This is a genomic window from Paraburkholderia sp. BCC1884 (genome assembly GCF_900996225.1).
GTDB lineage: Bacteria > Pseudomonadota > Gammaproteobacteria > Burkholderiales > Burkholderiaceae > Paraburkholderia.
In genome coordinates this window covers 189,364-214,740 of the sequence record NZ_CAAJGL010000079.1, presented here as the reverse complement: position 1 = coordinate 214,740, position 25,377 = coordinate 189,364, and the positions used below count along the sequence as shown (strand labels likewise).

Annotated in this window: 20 protein-coding genes; 5 read left to right on the top strand and 15 right to left on the bottom strand. The window is 65.2% G+C overall.

All coding sequences use genetic code 11. The annotated features are described in order from the left end of the window. Positions 1–4 precede the first annotated feature (4 nt). The 13 genes from FQ705_RS16400 to FQ705_RS16340 all read right to left on the bottom strand — a co-directional run bounded on the left by FQ705_RS16400 (position 5) and on the right by FQ705_RS16340 (position 18,431). Positions 5–1,696 (bottom strand): MBOAT family O-acyltransferase, encoded by a 1,692-nt coding sequence (locus tag FQ705_RS16400; RefSeq protein WP_144142859.1) that lies wholly within the window; start codon positions 1,694–1,696, stop codon positions 5–7. 5 nt (positions 1,697–1,701) lie between these two features. Continuing rightward, a complete protein-coding gene (locus FQ705_RS16395; RefSeq protein WP_144142857.1) occupies positions 1,702–2,943 on the bottom strand; it encodes an alginate O-acetyltransferase AlgX-related protein in 1,242 nt (413 codons plus the stop codon). Continuing rightward, complete coding sequence (locus FQ705_RS16390; RefSeq protein ID WP_144142855.1) at positions 2,943–3,971, bottom strand: alginate O-acetyltransferase AlgX-related protein; 1,029 nt, start codon at positions 3,969–3,971, stop codon at positions 2,943–2,945. Before FQ705_RS16390 ends, FQ705_RS16395 begins: the two co-directional genes overlap by 1 nt. A 136-nt stretch (positions 3,972–4,107) precedes the next feature. Then, the gene (locus FQ705_RS16385; RefSeq protein WP_186307883.1) at positions 4,108–4,803 is read right to left on the bottom strand and encodes an alginate O-acetyltransferase AlgF; all 696 of its coding nucleotides are present in this window, start codon (positions 4,801–4,803) and stop codon (positions 4,108–4,110) included. Between the two features lie 14 nt (positions 4,804–4,817). After that, positions 4,818–7,532, bottom strand: coding sequence for an NfrA family protein (locus FQ705_RS16380; protein WP_144142851.1), 2,715 nt, complete (start codon positions 7,530–7,532; stop codon positions 4,818–4,820). Then, positions 7,529–9,745 (bottom strand): glycosyl transferase family protein, encoded by a 2,217-nt coding sequence (locus tag FQ705_RS16375; protein WP_144142849.1) that lies wholly within the window; start codon positions 9,743–9,745, stop codon positions 7,529–7,531. The genes FQ705_RS16380 and FQ705_RS16375 overlap by 4 nt, the downstream gene beginning before the upstream one ends. Next, the gene (locus FQ705_RS16370) at positions 9,742–11,928 is read right to left on the bottom strand and encodes a cellulose biosynthesis cyclic di-GMP-binding regulatory protein BcsB (protein WP_144143549.1); all 2,187 of its coding nucleotides are present in this window, start codon (positions 11,926–11,928) and stop codon (positions 9,742–9,744) included. The genes FQ705_RS16375 and FQ705_RS16370 overlap by 4 nt, the downstream gene beginning before the upstream one ends. Positions 11,929–12,206: 278 nt before the next feature. Beyond that, positions 12,207–13,403, bottom strand: coding sequence for a non-hydrolyzing UDP-N-acetylglucosamine 2-epimerase (gene wecB / locus FQ705_RS16365; RefSeq protein ID WP_144142847.1), 1,197 nt, complete (start codon positions 13,401–13,403; stop codon positions 12,207–12,209). A 642-nt stretch (positions 13,404–14,045) separates the two neighbouring features. Further along, positions 14,046–14,897, bottom strand: coding sequence for an ABC transporter ATP-binding protein (locus FQ705_RS16360; protein ID WP_144142845.1), 852 nt, complete (start codon positions 14,895–14,897; stop codon positions 14,046–14,048). Then, positions 14,897–15,640 carry an ABC transporter permease gene (locus tag FQ705_RS16355; RefSeq protein WP_144142843.1) on the bottom strand — a complete coding sequence of 248 codons (744 nt, stop codon included), beginning with the start codon at positions 15,638–15,640 and terminating at the stop codon, positions 14,897–14,899. Before FQ705_RS16355 ends, FQ705_RS16360 begins: the two co-directional genes overlap by 1 nt. 22 nt (positions 15,641–15,662) lie before the next feature. Continuing rightward, entirely contained in the window at positions 15,663–16,274 is a 612-nt protein-coding gene (locus FQ705_RS16350; RefSeq protein WP_260854542.1) for a VOC family protein, read from the bottom strand. A 79-nt stretch (positions 16,275–16,353) separates the two neighbouring features. Beyond that, positions 16,354–17,376 carry an ABC transporter substrate-binding protein gene (locus tag FQ705_RS16345; RefSeq protein WP_260854541.1) on the bottom strand — a complete coding sequence of 341 codons (1,023 nt, stop codon included), beginning with the start codon at positions 17,374–17,376 and terminating at the stop codon, positions 16,354–16,356. 134 nt (positions 17,377–17,510) lie between these two features. Continuing rightward, positions 17,511–18,431 carry a fumarylacetoacetate hydrolase family protein gene (locus FQ705_RS16340; RefSeq protein WP_144142839.1) on the bottom strand — a complete coding sequence of 307 codons (921 nt, stop codon included), beginning with the start codon at positions 18,429–18,431 and terminating at the stop codon, positions 17,511–17,513. Between the two features lie 244 nt (positions 18,432–18,675). On the opposite strand from FQ705_RS16340, the gene FQ705_RS16335 reads away from it, so the two are divergent. Beyond that, positions 18,676–19,335: a GntR family transcriptional regulator gene (locus FQ705_RS16335; RefSeq protein WP_144142837.1), complete on the top strand. Its 660-nt coding sequence runs from the start codon at positions 18,676–18,678 to the stop codon at positions 19,333–19,335. Positions 19,336–19,418: 83 nt separating this feature from the next. Here the strand turns inward: FQ705_RS16335 and FQ705_RS16330 are convergent, their stop codons facing one another. After that, entirely contained in the window at positions 19,419–20,378 is a 960-nt protein-coding gene (locus tag FQ705_RS16330; RefSeq protein ID WP_186307882.1) for a dihydrodipicolinate synthase family protein, read from the bottom strand. Positions 20,379–20,439: 61 nt separating this feature from the next. Continuing rightward, the gene (locus FQ705_RS16325) at positions 20,440–21,408 is read right to left on the bottom strand and encodes an alpha/beta hydrolase (protein ID WP_144142835.1); all 969 of its coding nucleotides are present in this window, start codon (positions 21,406–21,408) and stop codon (positions 20,440–20,442) included. A 205-nt stretch (positions 21,409–21,613) separates the two neighbouring features. On the opposite strand from FQ705_RS16325, the gene FQ705_RS16320 reads away from it, so the two are divergent. The 4 genes from FQ705_RS16320 to FQ705_RS16305 all read left to right on the top strand — a co-directional run bounded on the left by FQ705_RS16320 (position 21,614) and on the right by FQ705_RS16305 (position 25,366). Beyond that, positions 21,614–22,042: a VOC family protein gene (locus tag FQ705_RS16320; RefSeq protein WP_144142833.1), complete on the top strand. Its 429-nt coding sequence runs from the start codon at positions 21,614–21,616 to the stop codon at positions 22,040–22,042. Positions 22,043–22,050: 8 nt separating this feature from the next. After that, entirely contained in the window at positions 22,051–22,998 is a 948-nt protein-coding gene (locus FQ705_RS16315; protein WP_144142831.1) for a 2-hydroxyacid dehydrogenase, read from the top strand. Positions 22,999–23,096: 98 nt separating this feature from the next. After that, complete coding sequence (locus tag FQ705_RS16310; protein WP_144142829.1) at positions 23,097–24,122, top strand: porin; 1,026 nt, start codon at positions 23,097–23,099, stop codon at positions 24,120–24,122. Positions 24,123–24,325: 203 nt separating this feature from the next. Beyond that, positions 24,326–25,366 carry a porin gene (locus FQ705_RS16305; RefSeq protein WP_144142827.1) on the top strand — a complete coding sequence of 347 codons (1,041 nt, stop codon included), beginning with the start codon at positions 24,326–24,328 and terminating at the stop codon, positions 25,364–25,366. Positions 25,367–25,377: the final 11 nt, after the last annotated feature.

Genomic DNA, 25,377 nt, shown 5'->3' with positions numbered 1-25,377 from the left:
TCAATCAGAACTGGAAATAAAGGAACCGCACTTCGCCATGCAACTGCGCGACGCAGAACACCAGCATGCCGAGCATCGCCACGCTCCAGCGTAGCGACGGCCGCCACGTCAGCGCGGCAGGCAGGCCTTCGGCCGCGCGTTCGAGTGCCGGCGAGAACCGCCCCATCAACTGATGCGAATTCGGCGCGCACCACACGATCACGAGCAGGGCGGCGATCTGCAAGGCGAGCGTCGAGCGCCCGGCGACCAGATGCAGCCATTCGCCCGCGCTCATGCTGGCCGCGCCCCAGGCGGGCCAGTCCAGCGATTCGATGCCGTGCATCCCCGCCATGCCTTGCAACAGCGCAAGGGCATCGCCGACGCCGTGCGCGCGGAAGAACGCGAACGCGACCAGCGCGGCGACAAAGGTAAGCAGCACATTACCGGCATGACGGGCGCGCAGGGCAAGCCCGTTTGCCGACGCCGCGCGCGTCGTCGAACCAGCGGCGCGCACTGCACCTGCAGCACTCACACCGCCAGCAACACCCGCTGCACCTGCAGCAGCGGGCGCGGGCGCCGCAGCCGCCCGCCACGCGCGATAGGCGTGATTCACAGTCAGATACGACGCATGCAGCAAGCCATAGATCAGATACTGCCAGCCGGCGCCGTGCCAGATGCCGGCCAGCGCCATCGTATAGAACGTGGGCAGCGCGACGGTCGCGAGAAAGCCGCGCGACGAACGCTGCGCGAGACGGCCGATCGGTAGTCCGCGCAACGCACGGCTGCGATTGATACGCATCGCCAGCGGATAGTACAGATAGGCCGTGAGATAGCGCGTGAGCGTCATATGCCAGCGCTGCCAGAAATCGATGATGCTGGCTGCCTTGAACGGCGAATTGAAGTTCAGCGGGAAGCGCACGCCGAACATCTTCGCCAGACCCATCGCCATGTCCGAATAGCCGGAGAAATCGAAGTAAAGCTGCAGCGCGTACGCGAGGCAGGTGCCCCACGCCGCCAGCCACTGCAATTCGTGTGGCGCGGCGAAACCGGCGTCCGCGAAAGGCGCAATGGTATCGGCGAACAGCACCTTTTTCGCCAGGCCGATCGTGAAGACGAAGGCGCCAACCGAGAGATTCTCCGCCCGCAGCCGGTACGTGGCCGGCTGCGCGAACTGCGTCATCATTTCCTTGTGATGCAGGATCGGCCCGGCGATCAGATGCGGAAAGAACGTGACGAACTGCACGTAGCCGAGCGGATCGCGTTCCTTGACGATGCCCGCGTTGCAATCGAGCAGATAGCCGATTTGCGTGAAGGTGAAGAACGACACGCCGAGCGGCAGGATCACATCCTGCATGCCGTGCGCGAGCCAGTCCGCCGGTGCGAGGCCGCTTGCGTGGACCAGCGCGGTCAGGAGCGTCGCGAGATATTTGTAGCGCACCAGCAGCGCCAGGTCGGCCGCGATCGCGAGGCCGAGCAGCCAGCTGCGCCGAGCCGACCTGGGCGGCGCGGCGACGATCGCGCAGCTCATCGCGTAGTTGAACACGATCGAACCCGCGAGCAGGCCGACGAAAGCCGGATTCCACCAGCCATAGAACACGATCGACGCCAAGCACAGCCAGGCCGCTGCCGCGCGCGGCGTGCGTTGCCCGAGCAGGTAGTAGCCGGCCAACGCGGGCGGCAGGAACAGCGTGAGGAAGATGAACGAATTGAAGAGCATCGGGATCAGTCCTGGCGCGCGGTGGCGGAAAGCGTGCCGGTGGCCGCGGCGGGCGTCGTGCCGGGGTGGGTTGCGTCGACACTGACCGGCTCGACCGGCATCGACAGAGCGTCTTCCGACATCTCCCAGACGACCACGCGCAAAGTCTTCGGCCAGCTCGCGCGGTCGCGCCAGATCGCCTGCAAGGCGCGATCGAACTGGCCGTCGTCGAGGCTCACGTTCCAGACTTCACGGCCGAGTTGTTCGCCGAGTCGCTCGGCAAAGGCACTGCGGCGCGAGAATGAGCTGCCCGCCAGCAGTACTTCGGCGGCGGGGCCGTCGTCGAGCAGGCCGCCGCTTCGTTGCGCCTGCAATGTTTGCGCCGCGACCACATCGGGCGCCGGCCGCCACGCGTCGGACACCTTGTCGAGATTGGCCAGCGTCAACAGATCGCCGACGCGCGGCGCGGGTTGCGCTGTCGTATGCGTGAAGGTCGTATCGCCAGGCTTGCCGAGCAACGGCAAAAGCGATGCGCCCACCACCTGTGCGGCGGCTTGAGCGCCACGCGCGTTCCAATGCACGTCGGTGCGGAAAAACGCCGGACGCGCAGCCTGCAAAGCGGAGAGCAGTTCGACGTGCGCGACGTGGTTCGCGCTCAGCGCGCGGTCCCACACGTTCAGGCGCTGCGTCATGCGCGCGTCCTGCTGCAGTCCGCACAGCATGTCGCTTTGCACGCGCGCCTTGTCCGGCACCGTCACGACCACCAGTTGAACGCCCATGCCACGCAGCGCGGTCGAATAGCGCTGCAAGGTGGCGATGCGCGCGTCGGTCAGCGCATCGCCGCCGTCCGCGCGTTCGATGGGATCGTGGCCCGCCTGCACCGGCGCGCGTAATCCGTCCGCATAGAAAAGCCAGCCGGGACAACCCTCGCGCACCTGATGCCCGAGGTCGCCGACCAACCGGTAACGCGCCGCCGCTTGCCAGCGATGCAGCGTGGCCGCGTACGGCACGTCGATCGCGCGATCGAGGCTGTGGCCGAGACTGCCGTCGCGCCAACCGTGTGCGTCGAACGATGCGCCGTTGCGCGACTGCACGGCCAGCGTACTCAACGCGCCGACACAGCCGAGCCCGAGCAACGACGCGACCAGCCACGCAACGCGACGATGCGCACGTCCGGGCGCGCGCGCCGACGAAGCGTTTTCGCCTTGCCCCGCTTCGGCATTCCTGCTCGCGGAGCGCGCCGCGGTGCGGCCAACCGACTCGCTCATCAGCCGAGCGCCTTGGCAACGCGCGCGAGGAAGGCGTCGTCGGCCATCACCGACGGCGCATCCCACTGACCCGCCGCGCTCGGCAGATTCATCATCTGCCCTTCATTGAATTGCCAGACTAGCGCTTGCGGCGGATTCGCCTTGAAGTCGGGCGACTCCAGATAATTGAGCAGCGTCTTCCACGGACCGGTGTCGCCGAAAGTCCACGTCAAACCGACCGGGCGATCGATCGCGTTCGAGAGCTTCTGCGGAAACCCGAGGTACGGTTGCACCATGCTGTTGCCGACCACCTGCACCGGCGGCGCTCCGCCGTCGACGAGACTCTGTGCGGCGGCCGCCGTGCGCACGACGAAATGATCCTTGCCGATTGCCTTCTTGCGATCCGGCGACAGCAACGCCGCGAGGTCGCCGTAGCGGATCTCCTCATTCCACTTGCCGAGCCGGTTGCCGCTACCTGCCGTGCCCTTCAGCGGTCCGGACGTCGTGAGCCGTTTGGCGACGCGCGTGGCCACCGCTTCGGCGGAATGGCCGCTCCAGTGGTAGTCGGCGCGAATGTATTTTTCCTGCGAGGCGTCGACTGCGGAGATCACCGATGGCGCGTTGACGAAGGCGAGGCCGAGCGAGTTGGCATGCGTGCGCATGGCCTCATAACGTGCGGCGACGGCTTGCGACATCGCGCTGCCGTCCGGCAGATTCTCCGCGCAGCACCGCGCCTTGAGCGGCGCGATCACGATGACGCTGTGAATGCCGCGCGCGGCAAGCTTGTCGGCGGTCTGTTTGATCAGATCGACGGCTTTCAGGCACGCAGGCGTGGCGTCGTCGGTAATGCTCTCCCAGCCGGGATAGAGCCACAGATTGCGGCCTTCGATCACGCTGGTCGACGCGGCCGCCGACGCGCGGCGCGGCGCGAGCGACAGGACGCCCGCGAGCGGCGCAGCGGCGAGCGCGAGTAGCAGACGGCGGCGGCCGTCACTGAACGGCTCGCCCTGGCCGGACGATGAGACGAGTGAACGGTTCGCGTCGGTCATGTCGTGAAATCCCCGTAACGTATGTGGATTAAAGCGTGGGTCGCAGCGTTGATTCGCAGCGTCGATCCGCAGCTGTGAGGCAGCGGCCGGTGCCGCGCCGCCCTCTTCTGTTGGCCCTGCTGACGTCTGTCGCTACTCAGTTCGCAGCCGGTGGCCAGGCGAGCGCGTCGCGCGTGCCGCTCAACACCGGCCTGGCGGCATCGCCCGTCAGGAACAGGCTGTAACTGTCACCGGCGGCGAGGGTCGGCAACGGCAGTGCGGCGCTGGCCGCGCTGCCGCATCGGCCCACCAGTTTCGCGCTGACCGGATTGATGGCGCGCGCGCCCTGCGCCCCCTCGGCCACTTGCGTGAACACGGTCGGGCCATTGCCATCCACGCCGATTGTCGCGCTGCAACCCGGCGCGAAATTGAACGCCCGCAAGGTCGCCTTCAAGCCGTCGATCCGCTCATAGCGGCCGACGATGCGCGTGCCGTGCCAGCCCCTGGCGTCGTGCCGCAAGGCGACGGTCACCGCGTCGCCCGCGTTCGCCGCACCGGCGGCCTCGCCGAGCGCTTTGCCGTCGAGCGTGACGCGCGCCGGCGTGCCTTGCGTCAGCACGCTGAAGCGCGTGGCCGCGCCCGGCGCGAGCGTTTGCGGCGCTTCGCTGCCGGCGAGCGCGACACGCACTGCCTGCGACGACGCGTTGAGCACGCGCAGATACGATGCGTTGGCGGGCGGCTGCGGACCGTACAGACTCGCGACGTCGTCGGCGGCGGCCTGCGCGGCGGCGGCCGACAGCAGCAGCGTCGCGCTCAAGGCCAGCTTCAAATGAATCAGACGGATTTTCTTCATGTCACTCATCCAGATCAATACGAATAGATCGCACCGAAGAACACGCCGCGCGCACGATCGTCGCCGGTGATCTTCAAGCGGTACTGCACCGAGAGATCGACGTACGAACGCGGCGCGTCGTATTTGCCGTCGCGGAACCAGTAGCGCGTCGAAACACCCACGCCCGCACCGACCGGAATGCTGTGGTCGACGCTCGAGTCGTAGTCCGCACCGATCACGGCGTACGGGAACACGGTCCACTTCGGGCTGTAACGGTCCATGCGGAACGTGCGGCCTGCTTCGATGTTGGTGGTCGCATAGACCGACCCGGCGTTCAGATACGTGCCGGTTTCGGCGTACATCTGCACGGTCCACCAGGAAGGCACGTCGACGCGACGTTCGGTGCCGTAGCCGCCCGAATACGCGAGCCGCGCGAGCCAGTCCGGATTGACCTTCGAGCCGATCGGGAAGATCCGCTCGAAGGCCACGATCGCATCGATCTGCGCGAACGGTTTCGCGCGCGCACCGAGCGTGGCCTGCAAGGTGTCCACGCCGCTCGGGCTGCCGTTCTTCACGCCGAAGCTCTCGTAACCGCGCGTGTACAACTCGAACATGCGGTCGCCGAGACTGCCGAACGGACGCCAGTAGGCTTCCACGCCGGCCTGCCAGTTATTCGACGTGCCGCCCGGCGTGGGCGACGACGCATAGCCCGGTTGCATGCCCGCGCCACGATAGTTCAGCGAGGTGTCGAAGCCCCAGTTGCGGGTCGCCTCGGCGTGCGCGCTGCGCATCTCGTTCAACTGCACGGGCGTGGCGGGCGGCGTGCCGTCGTCGCCCGGTGTGGCGCTCGCGTCGATGGCGCGCTCGAAGTAACGCGCGGCGTCCTTGTTGCGATGCGCGTCCTCGGCGGCGTAGCCCGCGTCGGCATAGGCGCTGCTCGGCATCGCGCCGGCTTTGTCGGCCATGCTGAAGCGCTCGGACGCGACGCGATTGTTGCCGGCGCGTTGCGCGATGTAGGCCGCGCTCATGGCGGGCATCGCGTCGAGCATGCCGGCGTCGATCATGCGCTGCGCTTCCTTGCCAGCGGCGCGGTCGTCGCCGGCGGTGCTGAGCGCGTTGATCAGTTCCACGCGATGTTGTGGGTCGTCGGGTGCGGCCTTGACGGCTTCGCGCGCATAACCCACCGCGCCGGTCTTGTCGTTGGCCGCGGCGGCGAGGTTCGATGCGCGTGCAGCGCTGAAGCCGGGGTCGGCGGCGTAGACGTCGCAGCTCGCGCCGAACTGGTCGACGACACAGTCGATCACGGGGCGGCGTTGGGGGTCCAGTGGCGTGGTGGCGGCGGCGGTTGCGGTCGATGCAGTTGCCGTCGCTGCAGTTGCCGTCGCTGCCGTTTGCCCCACCATCCGGCGCGCCCGCGCCAGACGCAGTGCAATCGGTGGATCGGTGTCGTCGCTATTGACCTTCAGCGGAGCGAGCAGATCGATCGCACGTTGCGGCTGCCCTTCGGCGATCCAGACATCCGCGATGATCACGCGCGCCACGCGCTGGTTGCGCTGAGTGGCGTCGTTTGCATGCAGAGCCCTGGTGAAGTCCGCTTCGGCCTGCTCCGTCTTGCCCTGCGCGGCGAGCACATAGCCACGCAACGCGAGCGGCATGATTTCGGTGTCGTCGGCAGCGATCGCGTCGCTTGCGGCGGCCTGCACGCCGGGCAGATCCTCGGCGGCGAACAGCACGTCCATTAACTGGATGCGATAGCCGACCTGGTCCGGCGCATAGGCGACCGCCTGCCGCGCGAGCGTGGCGGCCTGCGCGTAATCGCCCTTCTTGCGCGCGGCATACGACGCGCCCGACGCCGTCGGCGCGAGGCGGCTGCCGATAAAGCTGCGGCGCAAACGCAAATCGTCGTTGTCGCCGAAACGTTTGACGGCGTCGAGGTCGGCGCTCCAGGCATCGGTGTCCTGACCGGCGGCGCTCGCCGCATCGATCAGCAGCAAACGCAGACGCAGCAGATCGGGCCGCAACGCGATCGCCTCGTTGGCCGGCTTGATCGTGCCCGCGAAGTCCTTGGCGTTATACGACTTGTAGGCCTGCTGCGCGGCAATCAAGGCCGGGCCGCTGAGCGCGTCGGGATCGGCCGCCTGTTGACGGCCGGCCCGCGCGACCGCGCGAGTCGACACGTTCAACGCATCGATCTGCTTGCGGCGCGACACCAATGCCGGTTCGCGGCCGATCTGGGCGATGGCGTCGCCGAGCGAGCGGCTCGCTTCGCTGTAGCGACGCTGCGCGGCGAGCGCGTTGGCCAGCAATACGCGCAAGGACACCACATCGGGACGCTGGCGAATCGCTTCGCGTGCGTGGGCGATGGCGCCGGTGTAGTCGCCACTGCCGTAGGCGGTGTACGCCTGCTGCGCGACTCGGTAAGCCGCGCCGCTCAAGGGCAACGGATCCTGGGCAGTGGCGGCGAGTTGCGCGGCGTCCGTCAGGCTCGCCGGCCTGGCGGTGTTCGCCGGATTTGCCGCGTTTGTCGCGTTCGTCGCGGTCCCCACGTTCGCCGCATGCGCCGCGCCGCTCACGCTCAACGCGCCGGCCAGCAGTGCCGCCGCGACGCTGCGCAGCGCGAACGCGGTGCTCGCGGCCGGCCACATACCGGACCGACGCTGCGCGACCGACTCCGCCCATTCACACGATGCACCCACTGTCAAAGAAGCGCGCGTCTTACCGGCGCGCCGGACAAAAAATGATTCGATCATTCGGTTGCCGTCAAAGCGCCCTGCATGCGGCGCTGTTGTTGGATTACGTTCTCGAGTGCGACACGCGAGATCACGTCGCGCGCCACCATGTAGTCGCCAATACGGCCATGGCGATCCGGACGGTAGTGCTGCATGGCGGCTTCGAAGGCTTCGCGCCGCACGTAGCCGTGCTCGATCAGCAGATCGCCGATCAGCGGCACGCTGCGTGCGGGCACGGACGCAGGTGCAGTACCCGCCGCGCCATCGACCGTTGCATCCGCCGCCGCGCCTGCCTGCTGCGCACCGTCGACCACCGGTTGCACGAGCTCGACGCCGCGCAGCACGCGCAGCCCCGCGGCGATCTCGCCCTCACGCACGATCTCCTGCGCCACCGGCCCTTGAACCAGCGCGCTCAGCTCGGCCAATACCGGCTCGGCCAGCGGACTCGCGCTCAACAGGATCGTGCGCTGCCCTGCCTCGTCGAACTGCGGCAACACGCGATGCCGCACGATTGCTTCGAGCGGCAGGCGCGCGGCGTCCGTCTGAAGATGCTCGGCATGCAGGCGGCCACGCGGCAGATCGGCCTGGAACGCAATCGCTTCCGCGAGCGTTTCTTCGTCGAGCCAACCCTTGGCCATCAGCACGCGGCCCAGCGGCGCCTCACGCGCATGGCTTTCGCCGAGCGCCTGTTCGAGTTTGTCCGGGTCGATGGCTTGCCACGACAGTAGCAACTCTCCCAAACGCTGACGGCGATTGTTGAAACCGTCCGCGGAGGGAAAATCGTGCATGGTCTTGTCCCATGCGAGGCGCTTGCCCGTCACGAGATGCGTGAGGAACATCTTCCACGCACGCGACACCGCCATGAAGTTGATGAAGTTACCCACCACCATCCGCGGTACGGATAGCACACCGTGTTCCCAGCCATAGAGGCGGGTCACGAAATAGATCCGCTGCACGACGCGCAACAGCAGCGCGCAGCCGTTGGCCAGCAGCAGAGTCTGCAACCAGGCCGAATCGGAAAACGGCGAAGCGATCAGATCCGGCATCCAGCCAAACAGATCGGCACCGGCAAAAAGGAGAAACTGGATCACCAGAACATACGCGATGATGCCGACGAACGCGGTGACGATCCCCTTGCGGTCACGGAACAACAGATAGCGATTCGCCAGCGAGCCGGTCCAGCCGGTCTGCTTCCAGCCTTGCAGGCCGATGCCGAGTGTCCAGCGCGCGCGTTGCCGGTAGGCGGTGCGGAACGTGTCGGGGAAAAATTCGCGCACGCACAGCGGCATCGTCACGGTGATGTCGCGTTCCTTGCCGAACCCGAACCACGCCTTGCGGCGCGTGGCGAACTGCACCGGGAAGCGCGCGAAAATCGACTGCATGCCCATCTTGCCCAGGCGCGCGCCGACGTCGTAGTCCTCGGTCAGGCTCTCGGTGTTGAACGGCTGGTTATCGGTTTGCGCATTCAGCGCGAGTAACGCGCGTCGCGAGAAACAGGTGCCAACGCCCGCCGAAGGCACCGAACCCACCAGGCTCTCGCGCACCACGAGATCCTTCGCGTGCCATTCGGCGAACTCGTCCATGTAGGTGCCGGCGACGAGTTCGAACCAGTTGCGCTCGAGCGACGCCACCGGCAACTGGATCATGTCCTTGCGCGGCAGCAGGTAATTGAAGAAGCGCAGTTCGACCGGATGCAGCACGTCTTCGCTATCGTGCAACACCACGCCGGCGAACTCGATGCCGGCTTCGGCCTCGTACTTGAAGATCGCCTGGATCACCCAGTTCAGACAGTCGGCCTTACACGTGGGACCGTCGTGCGGCACTTCCACGCGGCGCAGCTGTTTATAACGGCGGCGCATCCGTTCGACTTCGGCGATGGTCTGCGGGTCGTTCTGATAAGTGCCGACGAACACCACATAGTTGCGGTAGTCCATCACCCGCACCATGTCCTCGATCATCGCGGCGACCACGTCGTACTCGTGCCACGCGGGCACCATGATCGCGATCGGCTGCTCTTCGCGCTGATACAGCTGCGCGCTGGTGAGCGGCCGATAGGCGCGCTGCACCGTGAAGCGGCGATAGATCGTGCGGGTCCAGTACCAGGCGTCGATGAACAGATCGTCGAGGCTGGACAGCAGGATGATGATCGCCACCAGCGCCGCGACATATTCGAGCGCATGGTAGTAGTGGGCTACCGCGTAGCCCCCATACCACTTGATCAGCGCGACGTTCACGACTTGTCCCGATTCCGGCTGCGCGCCACGTTGGCGACCAGCACCAGCAGGATCAGCAGCGCGACGAGCGCGGCCGGAATGCCCCAGCGCACCCATGCCTGCATGTACCACGGACCTTCGACGTCGTCGGCATCGACCACTTCGCCCGGATGACGCGTATCGAACTGGCGCAGCGTGCCGCTGCCGTCCACGATCGCGACGTCGCCGCGCGAGAGTTGCAGGGTCGCCGGCAGAATCGCCGCCGTATCGCCGACCGTGCGGTACGCGATACCCGAGACCGTACCCGACTTCACCGCTTCGATCACGCCGACGCGATTCAGACCGGACACGTCCGCGAGCATCTTGCCCGATGCATCGGTCAGCGAGAGGCGGTCTTTCGACAGACGCGCGAGGCTCTTTTCATCGGCAAGTGTGACATCGGCGGCGAGGAAGGCGCCCTTCGGGCTCACGGCCTGGCCGTCCTGCGCGACGCTGAAGGTGGCACGGGTCGGCGCAATGCCGCTCGCATTGGCAAGGCGTGCGACGCGCGGCAGCACCTGAGTCGGGTCGTTCAGATACGCGGCCGGCACGATCACCGTCGCTTCCGATGCGAAGCGCGCCACCATGCCGGTGAAGTCGTCATCCACCTTGGCGTCGGCGAGCGTCAAGTGGCTGCTCGGCAAAACCGCAATCGGATGGCCCTGGCCGCGCGGCTGGCAGCCGCCTTCCGGCTGGCGCTGGAACACCACGCGCAGCAGATTGTTCGGCGCGAGTGCGTAGTGCGGCACGCGCGCGGTGATACGTTGCGGCTTGCCGTTGGCGTTCAGCAGTTGCGAGCCGATCAGCACGTCGTTGAAAAAGATCGAAGCGGTCTGCGCCGTGTTGTTCGCGGTCGGCGAGGCGGCCACGTCGAGCACCACGGAAGCCGGCAGCTTGCCGTTGCCCGATGCCGCGCCGAGGTCGAAGTTCGCGTCCCAGGTGGCGCGGCCCTGCACGTCGAGCGTGCGCGGTTCGCCGCCGAGCAGCGACAGCGCGATCTCATCGCCGCGCGCGTTCGGTGCGTTGTCGATCTGATGGACCACGAGACGGCTCGTCACGTCGATCGGACGCCATGCGCGCGCGAGCACGGAAACGGCGTCGTTGTCGCCGACCACGATCGCGGTCTGGCCGCCGAGATGCGCGAGGCGCACTTCACCGGAGGCAAGCGGTTTGGCGATCGGATCGATCGCGCGGGCGCGCCAGGCATCGAATGCTTCGGCGGCGCCGGGCCCTGCGCTCGCGACCTGCTCGCGCAAGGCGTCGAGCGTGGTCTTGAGCGTATTGCGCAGCGTGTCGTCGGCAATGATGACGTCCGGCGCGAAGGCCGCCCGCGGCGTGAGCGCGATCAGCGCGCCCGCTTCCGCCGGATTGGCCAGCTTGTGCGAACCGCCCGCGGCCAGCGCGGCAAAGGCCGGAATCGCGCGCAGCGGCGCCGGCACGTCGATATCGCTCAGATTCACCGTCTCGCCCACTGACGGCCATGCGCGCGTGACCGGCGTGCGGCCTTCGCGTTGCAACAGCGCTTCGACACGCCAGCCGGCGTCGAAAGCGGGCGCCGCCAGCGTGCGGGCGCCGAGCATCACCACCGGCTTGTGCGGCAACGCGCTCCAGGCGCTGCGCAGATCGACGATCGCGTCCGGATCGTAGCGATAGGTCAGGCGCGAAGTCGGCGCAATGCGCCAGACATTGCCGATCGCGGTCTGATCGGTACAGATGTTGTCACTGAGCACCGACGACCAGTCCAGACCCACGCGCACGAACCCGCTCGGCCGCGCTGCACCGTCGACGCCGAGGCTGGCCGAGGCGTCGCCCTGATCTTGGGTCGGCGTGCGCGACAGCACGGGCGAGCCGTCGAGCGAGACCAGCATGGTCGTGCGCCCGCCGTTGCCGCGCAGATAATTGCCGTCGATCTGCAGGGCCGCGTCGCTCAGCGGCACGCCCGCCGGCACCGGCAGGTAGAGTTCCTGACGCCCGTCCGGCGCGCGCAGCACGACCGGGTCGCGCATGCCCAGTTCGGCCAGCGACACCGTGCGCGTCGCGAGACGCCCGCTGCCGAGTTGCGCGAAGCTGCCGGCGAGGTCGGTCGGCTGTTGGGCGTGGGCGCTGGCGGCAAGCATCAGCAGCGCGGCGAGTGCCGTCAGACGGGGGCGGGCAAGGTGGCGCATCGGTTGATCGGGGATCACGTTGTTTATCTCTTAATTAGCGCGCAAGCGGCACAGCCGGATTTACGCGACATGGATTGTCTGGAACGGTCAGTCCGGCGCGAAGCCGGAGGCCAACGGTGGTTTGCCAGTGGTCCTTAGCCGTGTTATCGGCACGGCGGGCGTTTCACTGGATGGCCCGTGCGGGCGGCGGCTAACGGGCGCGCGAAGCGAATGCGCGCCAGCCGGTTCAAAACCGGTCGGCGCTGGCGCCTGCGCGGCCGAACCGCGGCCGCGGGTCGCTATTGCACGGTTTCGCCGAGCGGGACGCGCGACGTCGGAGCGGACTCCTCACCACTTGCGCTCGCGAACTCCTCGAACGGACGGCCGGTGAGCGCCGCGACGATACGCTGCGAAGCGTGGCCGTCGCCGTACGGGTTGATGCGGCGAGCGAAACCGTCACGCTCGCGCGCGTCGTTGAGCAGGCCGCTCACCGCGCGCACGATCGCGTCGCGCTGGGTGCCGACGAGGCGCACCGTGCCGGCCGCGACCGCTTCCGGGCGCTCGGTCACGTCACGCATCACCAGCACGGGCTTGCCGAGCGCGGGCGCTTCTTCCTGCACGCCACCCGAGTCGGTCAGGATGATCGACGCGCGCTGCATCAGCCGCACGAAACCGAGGTAATCCAGCGGCTCGATCAGATGCACGTTGCGCGCCGCGCCGAGCGTTTCCTGCACGGGGCCGCGCACGTTCGGATTCAGGTGGACCGGGTAGACGATCTGCACGGTGTCCGTTCTGGCCAGATCGGCGAGCGCCGCGCAAATATTCGCGAAACCTTCGCCGAAGCTTTCACGGCGGTGGCCGGTTACCAGCAGCACCGGCAGCGAGCCGTCGAGGAACGGCAGGCGCGCGTCGAGTTCGGCACGCAGGGCCGGATCGTTGTCGATGCGCGCGGTGGTCAGGTTCAAGGCGTCGATCACCGTGTTGCCGGTGACGATGATCCGGCCATGCAGCGACTCATGCGCCAGATTGGCCTTCGAGCTGGCGGTGGGCGCGAACATCAGGTCGCTCATCACGTCGACGACGCGGCGATTCATCTCTTCCGGCCACGGCTGCATCAGATTGCCGGTGCGCAGGCCCGCTTCGACGTGGCCGATCGGAATGCGGCGGTGAAACGAAGCCAGCGCCGCCGCCGAGGCGGTGGTGGTGTCGCCATGCACCAGCACGCGATCCGGCTGGACGGTCGCGAGCACGTCGTCGAGCGACGCGATCAGGCGCGACGCCAAACCGTTGAGCGTCTGGTTGCCGGTCATCAGGGCCAGATTGTGGTCCGGTACGATCTCGAACAGATCGAGTACCTGATTGAGCATCTGTTGATGCTGCCCCGTTACGCACACCACCGAATCGATATCGGGGCACGCTTCCAATTGTTTGACCAGCGGCGCCATTTTGATGGCTTCCGGCCGCGTGCCGAAAATCGACAGAATCCTCGTTGCCATAAGTCCTACTTTTTTTAGAATGTTTTATTCCCAGCGGGCGACTCGAGGCGCGGATTAATATCGTGACACCCCTTTTTACCGGTCCGAGTTTGCCGCTGGCCGATGCTACCGGCGATCCCTATACGCAGGATTCGCACGATCGGATGCAAAACGTCTGACTTTATTCGCGCACTCCGCTGGTGCGCCGCTGGCCATGCCGCATTGAGCGCCGCGCATTCTAACGCGCTTTCCCGCCACTTTTACGTCCGATGGCGACTATACGACGCCTCCCGCAAAGCGCACCGAAGCCGCCCGATCGACCACTTTGCAGACGTAGCCGGGGGTTCAGCCGTCGCAAACGTTTTCCTCTTATCAATAACCCTGTTGAATTTACGCGACATGATTTTTTCGACTTCGCAAATAGCAAAGTCCGATTTAACCTTCACGGCTTCTGAATCAACAAAATTTAAACATCTGCGGATTAAGGCGCGCAAACGTTATCGCGTGAATAATCCGGGCGCCGCCAATATCACGGTTTCTACGTCTGAATTGACCCTGCGTCTCATTCGCCGGATTCACGCGCGATTTCCGCGGCCAGTTCGGCGATCTGCGAGTCGGCGAATACACGAATGCTTTCACCCTCGCCCAGCGGCGGCCCCGACCTCAGAAGACGCCCATCAATCTCGACAGATGAGCGACATATTCCCCATAGGCCGGATCGCTTTTCACCTGATCCGGCTGGCGCGGCCGTGGCAGATCGATCCGAACGTCGTGGATCACCCGGCCGGGCCGCTCGGACATGACGAGCACCCGGTCGGACAGAAACACCGCCTCGTGGATGCTATGCGTGACCAGCAACACGGTGAGCGTGCTCTGCTGCCAGATTCTCAGCAACTCGACGTTCAGGCGATCGCGGGTCAGCGCGTCCAGTGCGCCGAACGGTTCGTCCATCAGCATCACACGCGGCTGCAGCAGCAGAATCTGCCCGATCGCGGCGCGCTGGCGCATGCCGCCCGACAACTCGTGCGGATAGCGGTCGGCGAAGGCCGTCAGGCCCAAGGTTTCCAGCAGCGCAGGAAGCCGCTCTTCCACTTGCGCGCGCGGCAGATTGCGCAGCTTCGCGCCAAGCCGGATGTTGGCCCCGACCGTCAGCCACGGCAGCATATTGCTGGTCTGAAACACCACGCCGATGTCGGGCACCGGCGCGCCGATCGGCTCGGCACCAAGAAGGATGCGGCCGTCGTCACAGGGCACGAGGCCGGCGACCATGCGCAGCAAGGTGCTCTTGCCGCAACCGCTCGGGCCGAGTATCGATACGAATTCGCCCTGCCGAATCTGCATCGAGACGTCTTCCAGCGCGCTGAACGCCTGCGCGCCGCCGCGCGCGGCGAACCGCTTGCCGGCCTGCTCGACCGCGATCAGCGCGGGCGCCGCGCCGTCGCGCGGCAAGGGATGAACCGCTGCGCCGGTTGCCACGGCGCGCTCAACGATACGCAACTTGTCGACCATTGCCATCAGACCGTCACTCCTCTCCACCACACGCCGCGCGATACCAGTTCGACGGCCCAATAGAACAGCATCGCCAGCACGGTCACCATCAGGATCGCCGCGAACGACAACGCCGTCTGCGCGTTCGACGTCGCGAACACGATCAGATGCCCAAGCCCCGACTCCGAACCGATGAACTCGCCGACGATCGCGCCGATCACCGCCAGCGGCATCGCGATCTTCAAACCGTCGATCAAGGCGGGCAACGCCGCCGGCAAGCGCAGATACCAGAAGGTCTTGGCCTGCGACGCGCCGAGCGCGCGGAAGTGCTCGTCGAGATTGCGCGGCACGCCGGCGAGACCGCCCATCGTTGCGATAACGATCGGAAAGAACGCGAACAGCACCGCCGCTGCCAGCTTCGACGCGAAACCGTAGCCGAACCACACGATCAGCAAAGGCGCGAGCGCGATCTTCGGCATGCTCTGCAACGCGGTGACGAGCGGGAACAAAGTACGCCGCGCGATGCCCGACATGCTGGCGAGCAAACCGATCGCGAGCCCGCCGGCCAGCGCCAGCGCGAACCCGGCGAACACTTCCCACGCCGTTGTCAGCGTGTCCGACAGCAGTTGTCCACGCATTTCCCAACCGGCGGCGAACACTTGCGACAGCGCCGGCAGCACGTAGTCGCGCGTGCCGCTCCAGCGCACGCCGAATTCCCAGATCAGGCCGATTACGATCCAGAACAAGACGGTTTCGATCAATCGCTTCATAAGGGTTCCGAAGTTTGCCGAATCAGGATTTTTCAGAGGGATCGGCGGGTGCTGGATCGGTAGCGGCGTTTGACGGGGCCGCAGTTTCAGCCGCTGCCTGCGCCGATTTTTGCGCGACCAGATGCGGTGGCGGCGGCACCACGAAGCGCTCGAACCGATACTGATCGAACGACTCGATCGTGCGCTCCCACACTTGCGGTTCATGCGCGTCGCGCTCGCCGATCTGCGTCATGTCGAAATACACCTCGACGTTATTACCGTCCGGGTCCTTGAAGACGAGAAACAGGTTATTGCCCGGACCATGCCGGCCGATACCGCGAACGATTTCGACGCCATGTTCCTGCAGCACTTTCACCGAGCGTTCCATTTCCTCGTAGCTGTCGATCAGATAAGAGAAGTGCTCGAGACCGGGGCGCGAGTAGCGCGGCAGATCGTCGAAGTCGGGGGAATCTTTCGGCAGTTGAGCAAGCGCGAGATCGTGATGATCGCTGCCGGCGCGCAGAAATACCATCTGGTCGCCGATCCAGTCGGACACCTTCAGGCCCAGCACGTCGGTATAAAAACGCGCGGATTTCTGGATGTCGCGCACCATCAGCACCATGTGTCCAAGCCGCTTCGGACGCAAACTGTTCATTGCCTGTCTCCTTTGTCGATCGAAGCTTGCGCTTGATCGCCTGCTCCGGTCCCATGCAAAGCATGGTGGTCCATTCGGTTCATTCGACGAATCGATTCGTATAAAGATCGGTGGCCTTCACCTTCCCGCCCGTGCCGAACGCTCGCGCCACGAAATCTGCCGTCGACTCCATGCGCGCCGGACGCAGCCAGCCGGTCTTGTGTTGCGCGGGGTCGTCGCTAATCAGGCCGTTGGTTTCGACGATCTGCTGCAACAGGATCGTCTTGTCGAGCACCGGATATTGCGCGGCAATCGCATCCGCCGCTTCCTGCGGATGCTCGCGCATCAAGGCATAACCGCGATACGTGGTCGCCACGAAGCGCTTGACCACGTCGGGGTGCTGGGCGACGAAGGTGTCGGTGGTGACGATGCCGTTGCCCATCATATCCAGACCGAAATCGCGGTAGTACACCTTGCCGAGTTGTTGCCCTGCCCGCTTCGCCAACGCGGCCTGAACCGGCAGGCTCGCACCTTCCCAGCACTCCGACAGATCGATGCGCTTTTGCAGCAGTGCCGTATTGATCACAGCCGGGTCCAGACGCACAGTCTTGATCGCGTCGGGAGCCAAACCGTTCTGCTTGAGCCAGGCCGGCATGATGTTCTGCACGGGTGATGCGCCGCCGCCACCGAGCGTGAGCCCCGACAGATCCTTCAGCGAGTTCACCTTGAAGCCGGGACGCTCGAGATAGCACATCGCCCCCGGCCAACGCGTGTTGATCGCGCCGACCATCACCGCATGTCCACCGTGGGCGCGGTTCAGCATGACGCTTACCGGGTCGCCGTAACCGAACTCGAACAAGCCGCCGTCCACCTCGTTGACAGTGCGCTGGCCGCCGTAACCGCGCATCACGCTGACGTCGAGACCGGCATCGCGGTAGTAGCCCTTTGCTTGCGCCAGCAGAATCCCGCCGGTGCTGCCTTGCGGCAGCCAGGCGAGATTGACCCGCACGGCGTCGGCTGCCTGCACCGGAGCGCTCGTGAACAGTGCGGCGACGGCAAGCGTCACCGTAACCGACACCGTACGCCGCGTCATCCGCGTGAACTGCTCGCGCTGCGCTGCCACCTGCGCTATCGGCCGTAATAGCCGCACCAATAGCCGCCGTGATAGCGCATGCCGTAACCGCTGCAACATGTCGTGTCCCTGTCCATGAGTGAGTGAAGTGAAAATAGCCGCGCGGCGAGTTCGAAGCACGACGTTCAGCCCGCCACCAGCGGATTCTCGATCGAACCGATCCCGTCGATCGACGCGACCATCACGTCGCCCGCCTTCAGGTAAATGCCGCGCCCCATGCCGACGCCGGTCGGCGTGCCCGTAGCGATCAGATCGCCGGGTTGCAGCGTGAGGATCGTCGACAGATATTCGATCTGCTCGGCGATGTTGAAAATCATCCCGGACGTATTGCCGTCCTGCATCGGCTCGCCGTTCACCGCGAGGCGCATACGCAGATTCTGCGGCTCGGCAATACACGCGCGCGGCACGAACCAGGGGCCGAGCGGACCAAAGGTATCGAAACTTTTGCCGCGAAACCAGTCGTGTTTGAACGGATAGTCGGTGCGGCGATTCAGGTCGCGCGCGCTGACATCGTTGAGGATCGTATAGCCGGCGATGTAGTCGTAAGCATCCTGCTGCGCGATATGGCGCCCGCTCCTGCCGATCACGACGGCCAGCTCCACTTCCCAGTCGACCCGTTCCGCGTGCGGCGGAATCACGACATTGGCGAAGGTCGGCACCACGCTCGTTTCGGCCTTCATGAACATGTACGGCGTGCTTTCCTCGCGCGGCGCCAGCTCCGTGCCCATCTCCCGGGCGTGCTCATAATAGTTCGAGGCTGCCGCGAAAATGCGACGCGGCTGGTACGGCACACCCAGCGTGTGCCCCGTGAGCGGCGCGAGATCGAGCTTGCCGGCCTCGATGGCGCGGGCGGCGCTTTCGAACCGTTCGACGATAGCCGCGCCCTCCTGCTCCCAGGCGGCGATCAGCGCGCCGACTTCGGTGAGCGTCGCGTCCGAAGCCGTTTGCTTCAACGCGGCGTGCGCGTCGTACAAGCGGCCGCCGACCGCCAGCCCCATGGCGCGATGGCCATTCAATTCATAAGTTGCGATACCAAACCAGGTCACGTGTTGCCTCGCTTTTTTCGTTTGTGGGAAGCCGTCATGGGACCGAATAAACCGTATACATTCAGTCACTCATGTATTTCTATTAAAATCCTCGTATACACTTATCGGGGCGTGAACACGTTCGCGCTTACACTGCATGGGCTTGCACGGGGCGGATATGCGCGGTGGCGATTGAGGCGGCTGGGTCGCTGGCGCATAATGAAGGCCGCCTGCCCACGGTTTCGCTCAACCCAAGACCATCACGATGACCACGCTCTCCTCCAAGATCTACCGCCTGCTGTGCGACGAGATCATCGACGGCACGCTCGAACCGGGCCAGAAGCTCGAAGAGGCCGCACTTGCCGAACGCTTCAACGCCTCGCGCACGCCGATCCGCGAGGCGCTGCGCGAGCTCGCCGCGCGCGGCATGGTCGAGCTGACGCCGCGCAAGGGCGTGGTGGTCGCCAAGTTCAGCCTCGACGAACTGGCCGACATGCTCGAGGCCATGTGCGAACTCGAAGCGCTGTGCTGCCGTTTGAGCGCGCAGCGCATGAGCCTCGTCGAGAAGAAGCAGCTCGAAGAGCTCCAGAGCGAAATGAACGCCGCGATCGCGCGCGGCGATGAAGCGGAGTACTTCGAACTCAATCGCGACTTCCACGAACTGATCTGCAAGGGCGCGCAGAGCAAATCGCTGGCGTCGATCATGGCGGTGCAGCGTCAGCGTCTGGCGGGCTTTCGCGCGGCGCAGCCGGCTTCGCCGTCGCGCTTCGAAGCCGCCACCGACGAGCATCGCGAGATCGTCTCCGCGATCCTCAACTCCGAGCCGGAACGCGCGTACAACGCGATGCGCGATCACACTGCGCGGCTCTCGATCGTCGTGCTCGGCCGTCTCAAACGGCAGCGCGCGGAACGCGAGAACGTCTGAATGCCGGGCGAGCGACGCCGTGCCCAGACGCGGGGTTCGTAACGTCCGCGGCGCCGATTGCGCTGATTGCGCCGCTGGCGTGCTCACGCAGCCGCCTCGGCAAGCGCCGACATCGACGGCATCGAAAAACCCAATGCCTGCAACTGCTGCAAGAGCGCGCCGGCATGCGCCGGGTTCATCGTCGTGAGCGGTGGACGCACGCGGGTCCATGCGTCGTCGCTCGAGAAATGCGCGACCACGCTCTTCAATGCCGGGATCATCGGTTGCGCCTGCACCGCGAGGCGCACCGTGGCAACCGTCCCTTCCCAGTGGGTTCGCTCTTCCACCGTGGACGCATTCAGCAAGCTCGCAATCGCATGCGGCTGGATATTCGCAGTCGCCGAAATGCAGCCGGCCGCACCGAGCGGCAAGGCTTTGCCAAGCAACGCCTCGGACGCGGGAAACACCGCGAAGCCCGGAAACTTTTCCAGCATCGCGGCCGTGTTCGCCCAGTCGCCTGAACTGTCCTTGATGCCCACCACCGTATCGGGATAAGCGGCGATCAGCCGTTCGATCAGCGTGTGCGTGATCGGCACGCCCGTGAACTGTGGAATGTGATAAAGCAGCACGCGCAATTGATCCGAGCCGACCGCCTGAATCACGTCGGAGTAGTAGGCGAACAGGCCATCGTCGCTGACACCCTGATAGAAGAACGGCGGCAACATCAGTGCACCCGCACAGCCCGCTTCGCTCGCGTGACGCGTCAGTGCAATCGCATCGGGCACCGCGCAGGCGCCCGTGCCCGGCAACATCTGCGCAGGGTCGATGCCGGCGTCGATCACTTCATCCAGCAAGGCGTGCCGTTCGGCGAGACTCAGCGAATTGGCTTCGCTATTGGTGCCAAAGAGCGCGAGCCCGGCGCCCTGCCCGACCAGCCAGCGGCAAAACGCGACGAAACGCCGCGCGTCGACGTTCAATTGCGCATTGAACGGCGTGACCACCGGCGCGAATACGCGCGGCCTGGCAAAAGCGGACGGCCGGTTCAGGGACAGGCTGCTCGACATGCGAATCTCCTTGTAGATGATGCGGACAAAAGCGAATGGACGGGACGCCCGCACGGCCCGATTACATGGCCGAAGACGCGCCGAAGAAATCCAGCATCGCGTCGCCCAATAACGTCTCGCCTGAATCGAAATGCGCGACCACCGACGTATGGTTGTGCCGCAGCATCTGCATGAAGCGCGGCGCGCGCGGCGCACGCGCGGCGCCGGTGCGTCGCCGCGCCAGCAACACGCGCTCGAAAAACGCCGCACCGTAGGCGTCGAGATAGGGGTTCTCGTATTCGGCGACCACCACCATCAGCGGCGTGTCGAAGTGGCTCGCGTGAGTGAATGGCGAACGCGCGGCATAGCGCGATTCGTCCGCGCCGAAATAGGCGCGTACGCCGGGAGCGTTGGGGTTGTCGGGTAATACATCGGCCACGAGTCGCGCACTGATCAGCACTGCGCCCGCGACCGCCGCGGCGCTTTCACGCAACTCGGCAAAGAGTGGATCGCATAGATAACTGGCGACATGCGCGCCGCCGGCCGAATGACCGACCAGAAAGATCCTGCGCGGATTGCCACCGAATCCGGCAACGTGCGCATACGCCCAGGCCAGGGCGGCAGCGACATCGTCGGCGCCTGCGGGATAAGCCGCAGCGGGCGCGAGCCGGTACTCGACGTTCAGCGCCACGCAGCCCTGCCGCGCGAACCAGCGCGACACGTTGTCGTAGATCAGTCCGTTAAAGCTCTTGCTGCCGCGCAGAAAAGCGCCGCCGTGCACGAACAGCACCACATCGGCATCGCCTTCGCGCCGTGTCGCTTCAGAAGCGAATACATCGAGACGTTGACGTTCATGGTCGCCGTAGGCGATATCGCGCGCCGCTTCGAACGACTCGCCCGCCTCCCGCGCGGCGGCCAGCAACGGCGAATACGCGTCGATGACCAGATCGCGATGCAGGTTGATATCGCTCGCCCACACCGGCCCGATCTGCGCAAAGCGCGCCCTGAGCATGGCGGACAAACTGCCCAACGGTTCCTGCAAGGTGTGCATCGGTGATCCTCATACGTCGCAGCGATTCAGCGCGGCCGGCCTCCGCCAGCGTATGAAGACCATCCTGGTATATCAAATTGTTTTTGTGTATACATTTGTTATCCGTAGTATACCTGGTGAAGTTGCGGACACACTTGATTCACAGTCACGACAACCCTCTCTCGCCCATAGGCGAATCATCGTCAGGACAACCCAAGGACAACTCATGGACAAGCTCCGCCACATCGCGCTGTCGGTCGAAGACCCGGAAGCCGCCGCGCAATTCTTCGAGCAGGCGTTCGGCATGCGCCGCGCCGGCAATGCGATGCGCGGCATCTATATGACGGACGGCACGATGAACGTGGCGCTGCTCAACTTCAGGGACGAGACCGTGCCGGGGTACGCCGGTCTGAAGGACGTGCGCGGCGTGATCCACTTCGGCATGTGGGTGGATAGCGTCGACGACACGGCGGCACGCGTGGTCGCCGCCGGCGGTACCTATCTGACGGGACGCCATGAGAAAGACCCGAACGTGTTCTACGAAGTGAAGTACCGCATGCCCGACGGCACGGTGTTCGACATCACCGAAAACGGCTGGAAAGGTGCGGTAAAGGAAGTCGCGCCCGCCGAACAATCTTCCGATCCGCAGTCGTGAGCGCGGCGGTGAGCGGCATCCACGTGCTCGCGCTGATCGCACTGCCCGACGCGACACTCGCGGCACTGCGGCGCGATTACACGCTGCATTACCATCCCGACGGCGTGGATGCGGAGGCGTTGCACCTGCAGTTCGACGCGGCGGCGATACGCGCGGTGGTGACCAACGGCTCGACCGGTTTATCCGATGCGCAGATGGCCGCGCTGCCCGCGCTCGAGATCGTCTGCGCATTCGGCGCGGGCTATGAGAATGTCGATGTCACTGCAGCGATGCGACGCAGCATCGTGGTCACGCATGCACCGGGCGCAAACGCGGCGACCGTCGCCGATCACGCGATGGGTCTGCTGCTGGCGCTCGCACGCGGCTATGCGCCGCTCACCGAAGCGGTGCGCGCGGGCCGCTGGCACACCTCGCGCGCCGAGCGGCACACGCTGAGCGGGGCGCGGCTGGGGATCGTCGGCATGGGCCGCATCGGCAGGTTGATCGCGGCACGCGCGCAAGGTTTCGATGTGACGCTCGGCTATCACGGCCGCCAGCCGCATGCCGATGCGCCGGGCCGTTACTACGCGAGCGCCGTCGAACTCGCCTCCGCCAGCGACTTTCTGGTGATCGCCTGCAACGGCGGCCCGGCAACCCGCCACCTGATCGATCGCGATGTGCTTCGCGCACTCGGCGCGGACGGCTACGTCGTGAACGTGTCGCGCGGCTCGGTGCTCGACACGCAAGCGCTCATCGACGCGCTGGCCGACGGCGCGATCGCCGGCGCGGGGCTCGATGTGATCGACACCGAACCCGAAGTACCGAGCGCGTTACTCGAGCATCCCGGCGTACTCGTCACGCCGCACATCGCCGGACGCTCGCCGGCTTCCTGGATCGCCCAGCGCGACGCGTTGCTCGCGAGTCTGTCCCAGCACTTCGCGCACGCGCCGGTCGAATTCAAAGTGCTCACGGCCTGAAACACGGCGCTGCAACGCGCCGCCAGCGAGGCGCTGCGCCATTCGTCATTCGCCATTCGTCATTCCCGTCGCTCCCAAACCGCACAAGAGGTCTCGCCATGAACGTTCGCTCGTTGGGCGCGCTCGCGCTGATTTGCGCATCCACGTGGGGCATGGCGTCCCGCGTCGCGCATGCGCAAACGTCTGTCACGCTGTACGGACTCGTCGGCCTTGATATCGCCAGCAGCAAACGCAGCAACGGCCCGCCCGCCGCAATTGCCGGGCAGAGTCCGGGGCTCACCGCCCCCTACTGGGGCATCCGCGTCAATGAAGAACTCGGCGCGGGCTATCGGGCGATCGCCGTGCTCGAGAGTTTCTTCCAGCCGACCAACGGCGGCATCGGCCGCACGTCCGCCGATCCGTTCTTCGGGCGCAATAGCTATGTCGGTGTTGCCGGCCCGTTTGGCCGCGTGACGCTCGGCCGGCACACCAACCTGCTCTATCTCGCCGAACAGATAGCGAATCCGTTTCAGGCCTCGATCCTGTTCTCGCCGCTAGTGATGCAGAGTTTCACCGCGCCCTATGGCGGCAGTCTCGCGGGCGACACCGTGTGGAACAACGGCATCCAGTACACGAGCCCCAATCTGAATGGACTGACCGCGTCGGCCGTGTATGCGCCAGGTGGTATCGCCGGCTCGAACGGCGTCTACAACGCGGCGTTATCGACCACCTACGCAAGCGGTTCGCTCACCGCTGTCGCAGCCGTGCAACGCACACGCGTAGTGGCCGGTGTGGCATCGCCGACACAGAACGCGTACGTCGTCGGCGGCGCATACGATTTTTCGCTGTTCAAGGTGTACGGCGCATTGCAAGGACTGCGCACCGATTCGAGCGGTGTCGGCGCGCACACCGTCGAAACCGGCTTTTCCGTGCCACTCAGCTCGCAACTCACGGCCCTCGCCGAATGGGCTTACACGCGCCGCAGCGCGCCGAAAAACGTCGTCAGCGGGCGCAATACCGGCTCCGCCGGGCTCGACTACTTCCTGTCCAAACGCACCGATCTCTACCTGTTGAGTGTCTACGACCGGCTCTCCGGTTACGGCACCGCGATGACCTATGCAGCCGGAATCCGGCATCTGTTTTGACGCGCGATGCCATTCGGGTCAACCCGCTATAACCAAACCGCTGTTTTGTATAAAAAAATAAAGCTCGGAATCCAAATTTTGCCGTGGGTATAATTTTTTCCAGTTTGTGTATACACGACATAACAGGATGCAACCGCGGCTGTCGAGCGCGACGACGGCACTCTCTACAACACGAAAAAAACGACGATTGGTTTGGAGATTGAATGAAAAAGAAGACTCTCGTGTCAGGCGCCCTCATGCTCGCATGCGCCGGGGCGCATGCTCAGTCGGCCATCTGGCTGTCCGGTTATGTCGACCTGAATATCGAACATCTGATTTCTTCCGGCTCCGGCGGCAACGTCACGCGCATGTCGAGCGGCGGCCTGAATAACTCGCGCTTCAACATGAGCGGGGTGGAAGACCTGGGCGGCGGCAACAAGGCCGTGTTCACCATCGAGCCGATGTTCTCCGCGAACACCGGTGTGCAGTCGGCGCAATTTCGCCAGTCGTTCGTCGGCCTCAAGGGCAACTGGGGTGAAGTGACGATGGGCCGCCAGTTCACCCCGTCGTACTGGATTGCGGGCTACGCCGATCCGAGTTGGGCGGCCGACTTCAGTATGGTCAACAACATGGAGTTCTTCTACGCGTCGTATCGGGTGGACAACGCGATCCAGTACAAGACGCCGACTTTCTACGGCTTCACCGGCCGCATCATGGCGACGACCGGCGTGGGCGACAGCACGCGCGCGGGACGCTTCGTGAGCACGAGCCTCGACTACCGCCACGGTCCGATTTTTATCGGCGCCGTGAGCGAGTTGCAGTACACGCGGGACATCTTCAGAGCCTCGCAGATCCACTCCTCGCGCGACAACTACTTCGCGGCCGTCTACAAGTTCGGCGGCTTCGAGCCGACCTTGATCTATCACACGTACAACGGCTACTACGCGTATCCGCCGTACGTCGCCTTCAACTCGCAAGGCTGGGATGCGCAGGTCGGCGCGCGCTGGAATATCGACGGGCGCAATCGCGTGTATGTCAGCGTGGTGCATCGTCATGACGACAACAACAAAAGCATCTCCAGCGCCACCGGCGGCGTGATCGGCTATCTGCACGGTCTGTCGAAACGGACCGACCTGTATGCCACTTTCGCGCACGTGAAGAGCCAGCACGATGTGCCGGTCGCCTATCCGGTGACGTTCCAGGTCTATCCCAACGCAGGGCAGAATCCGAGCGGCTTCCAGTTCGGTATCCGCCACGCGTTTTAAATATAACAAGG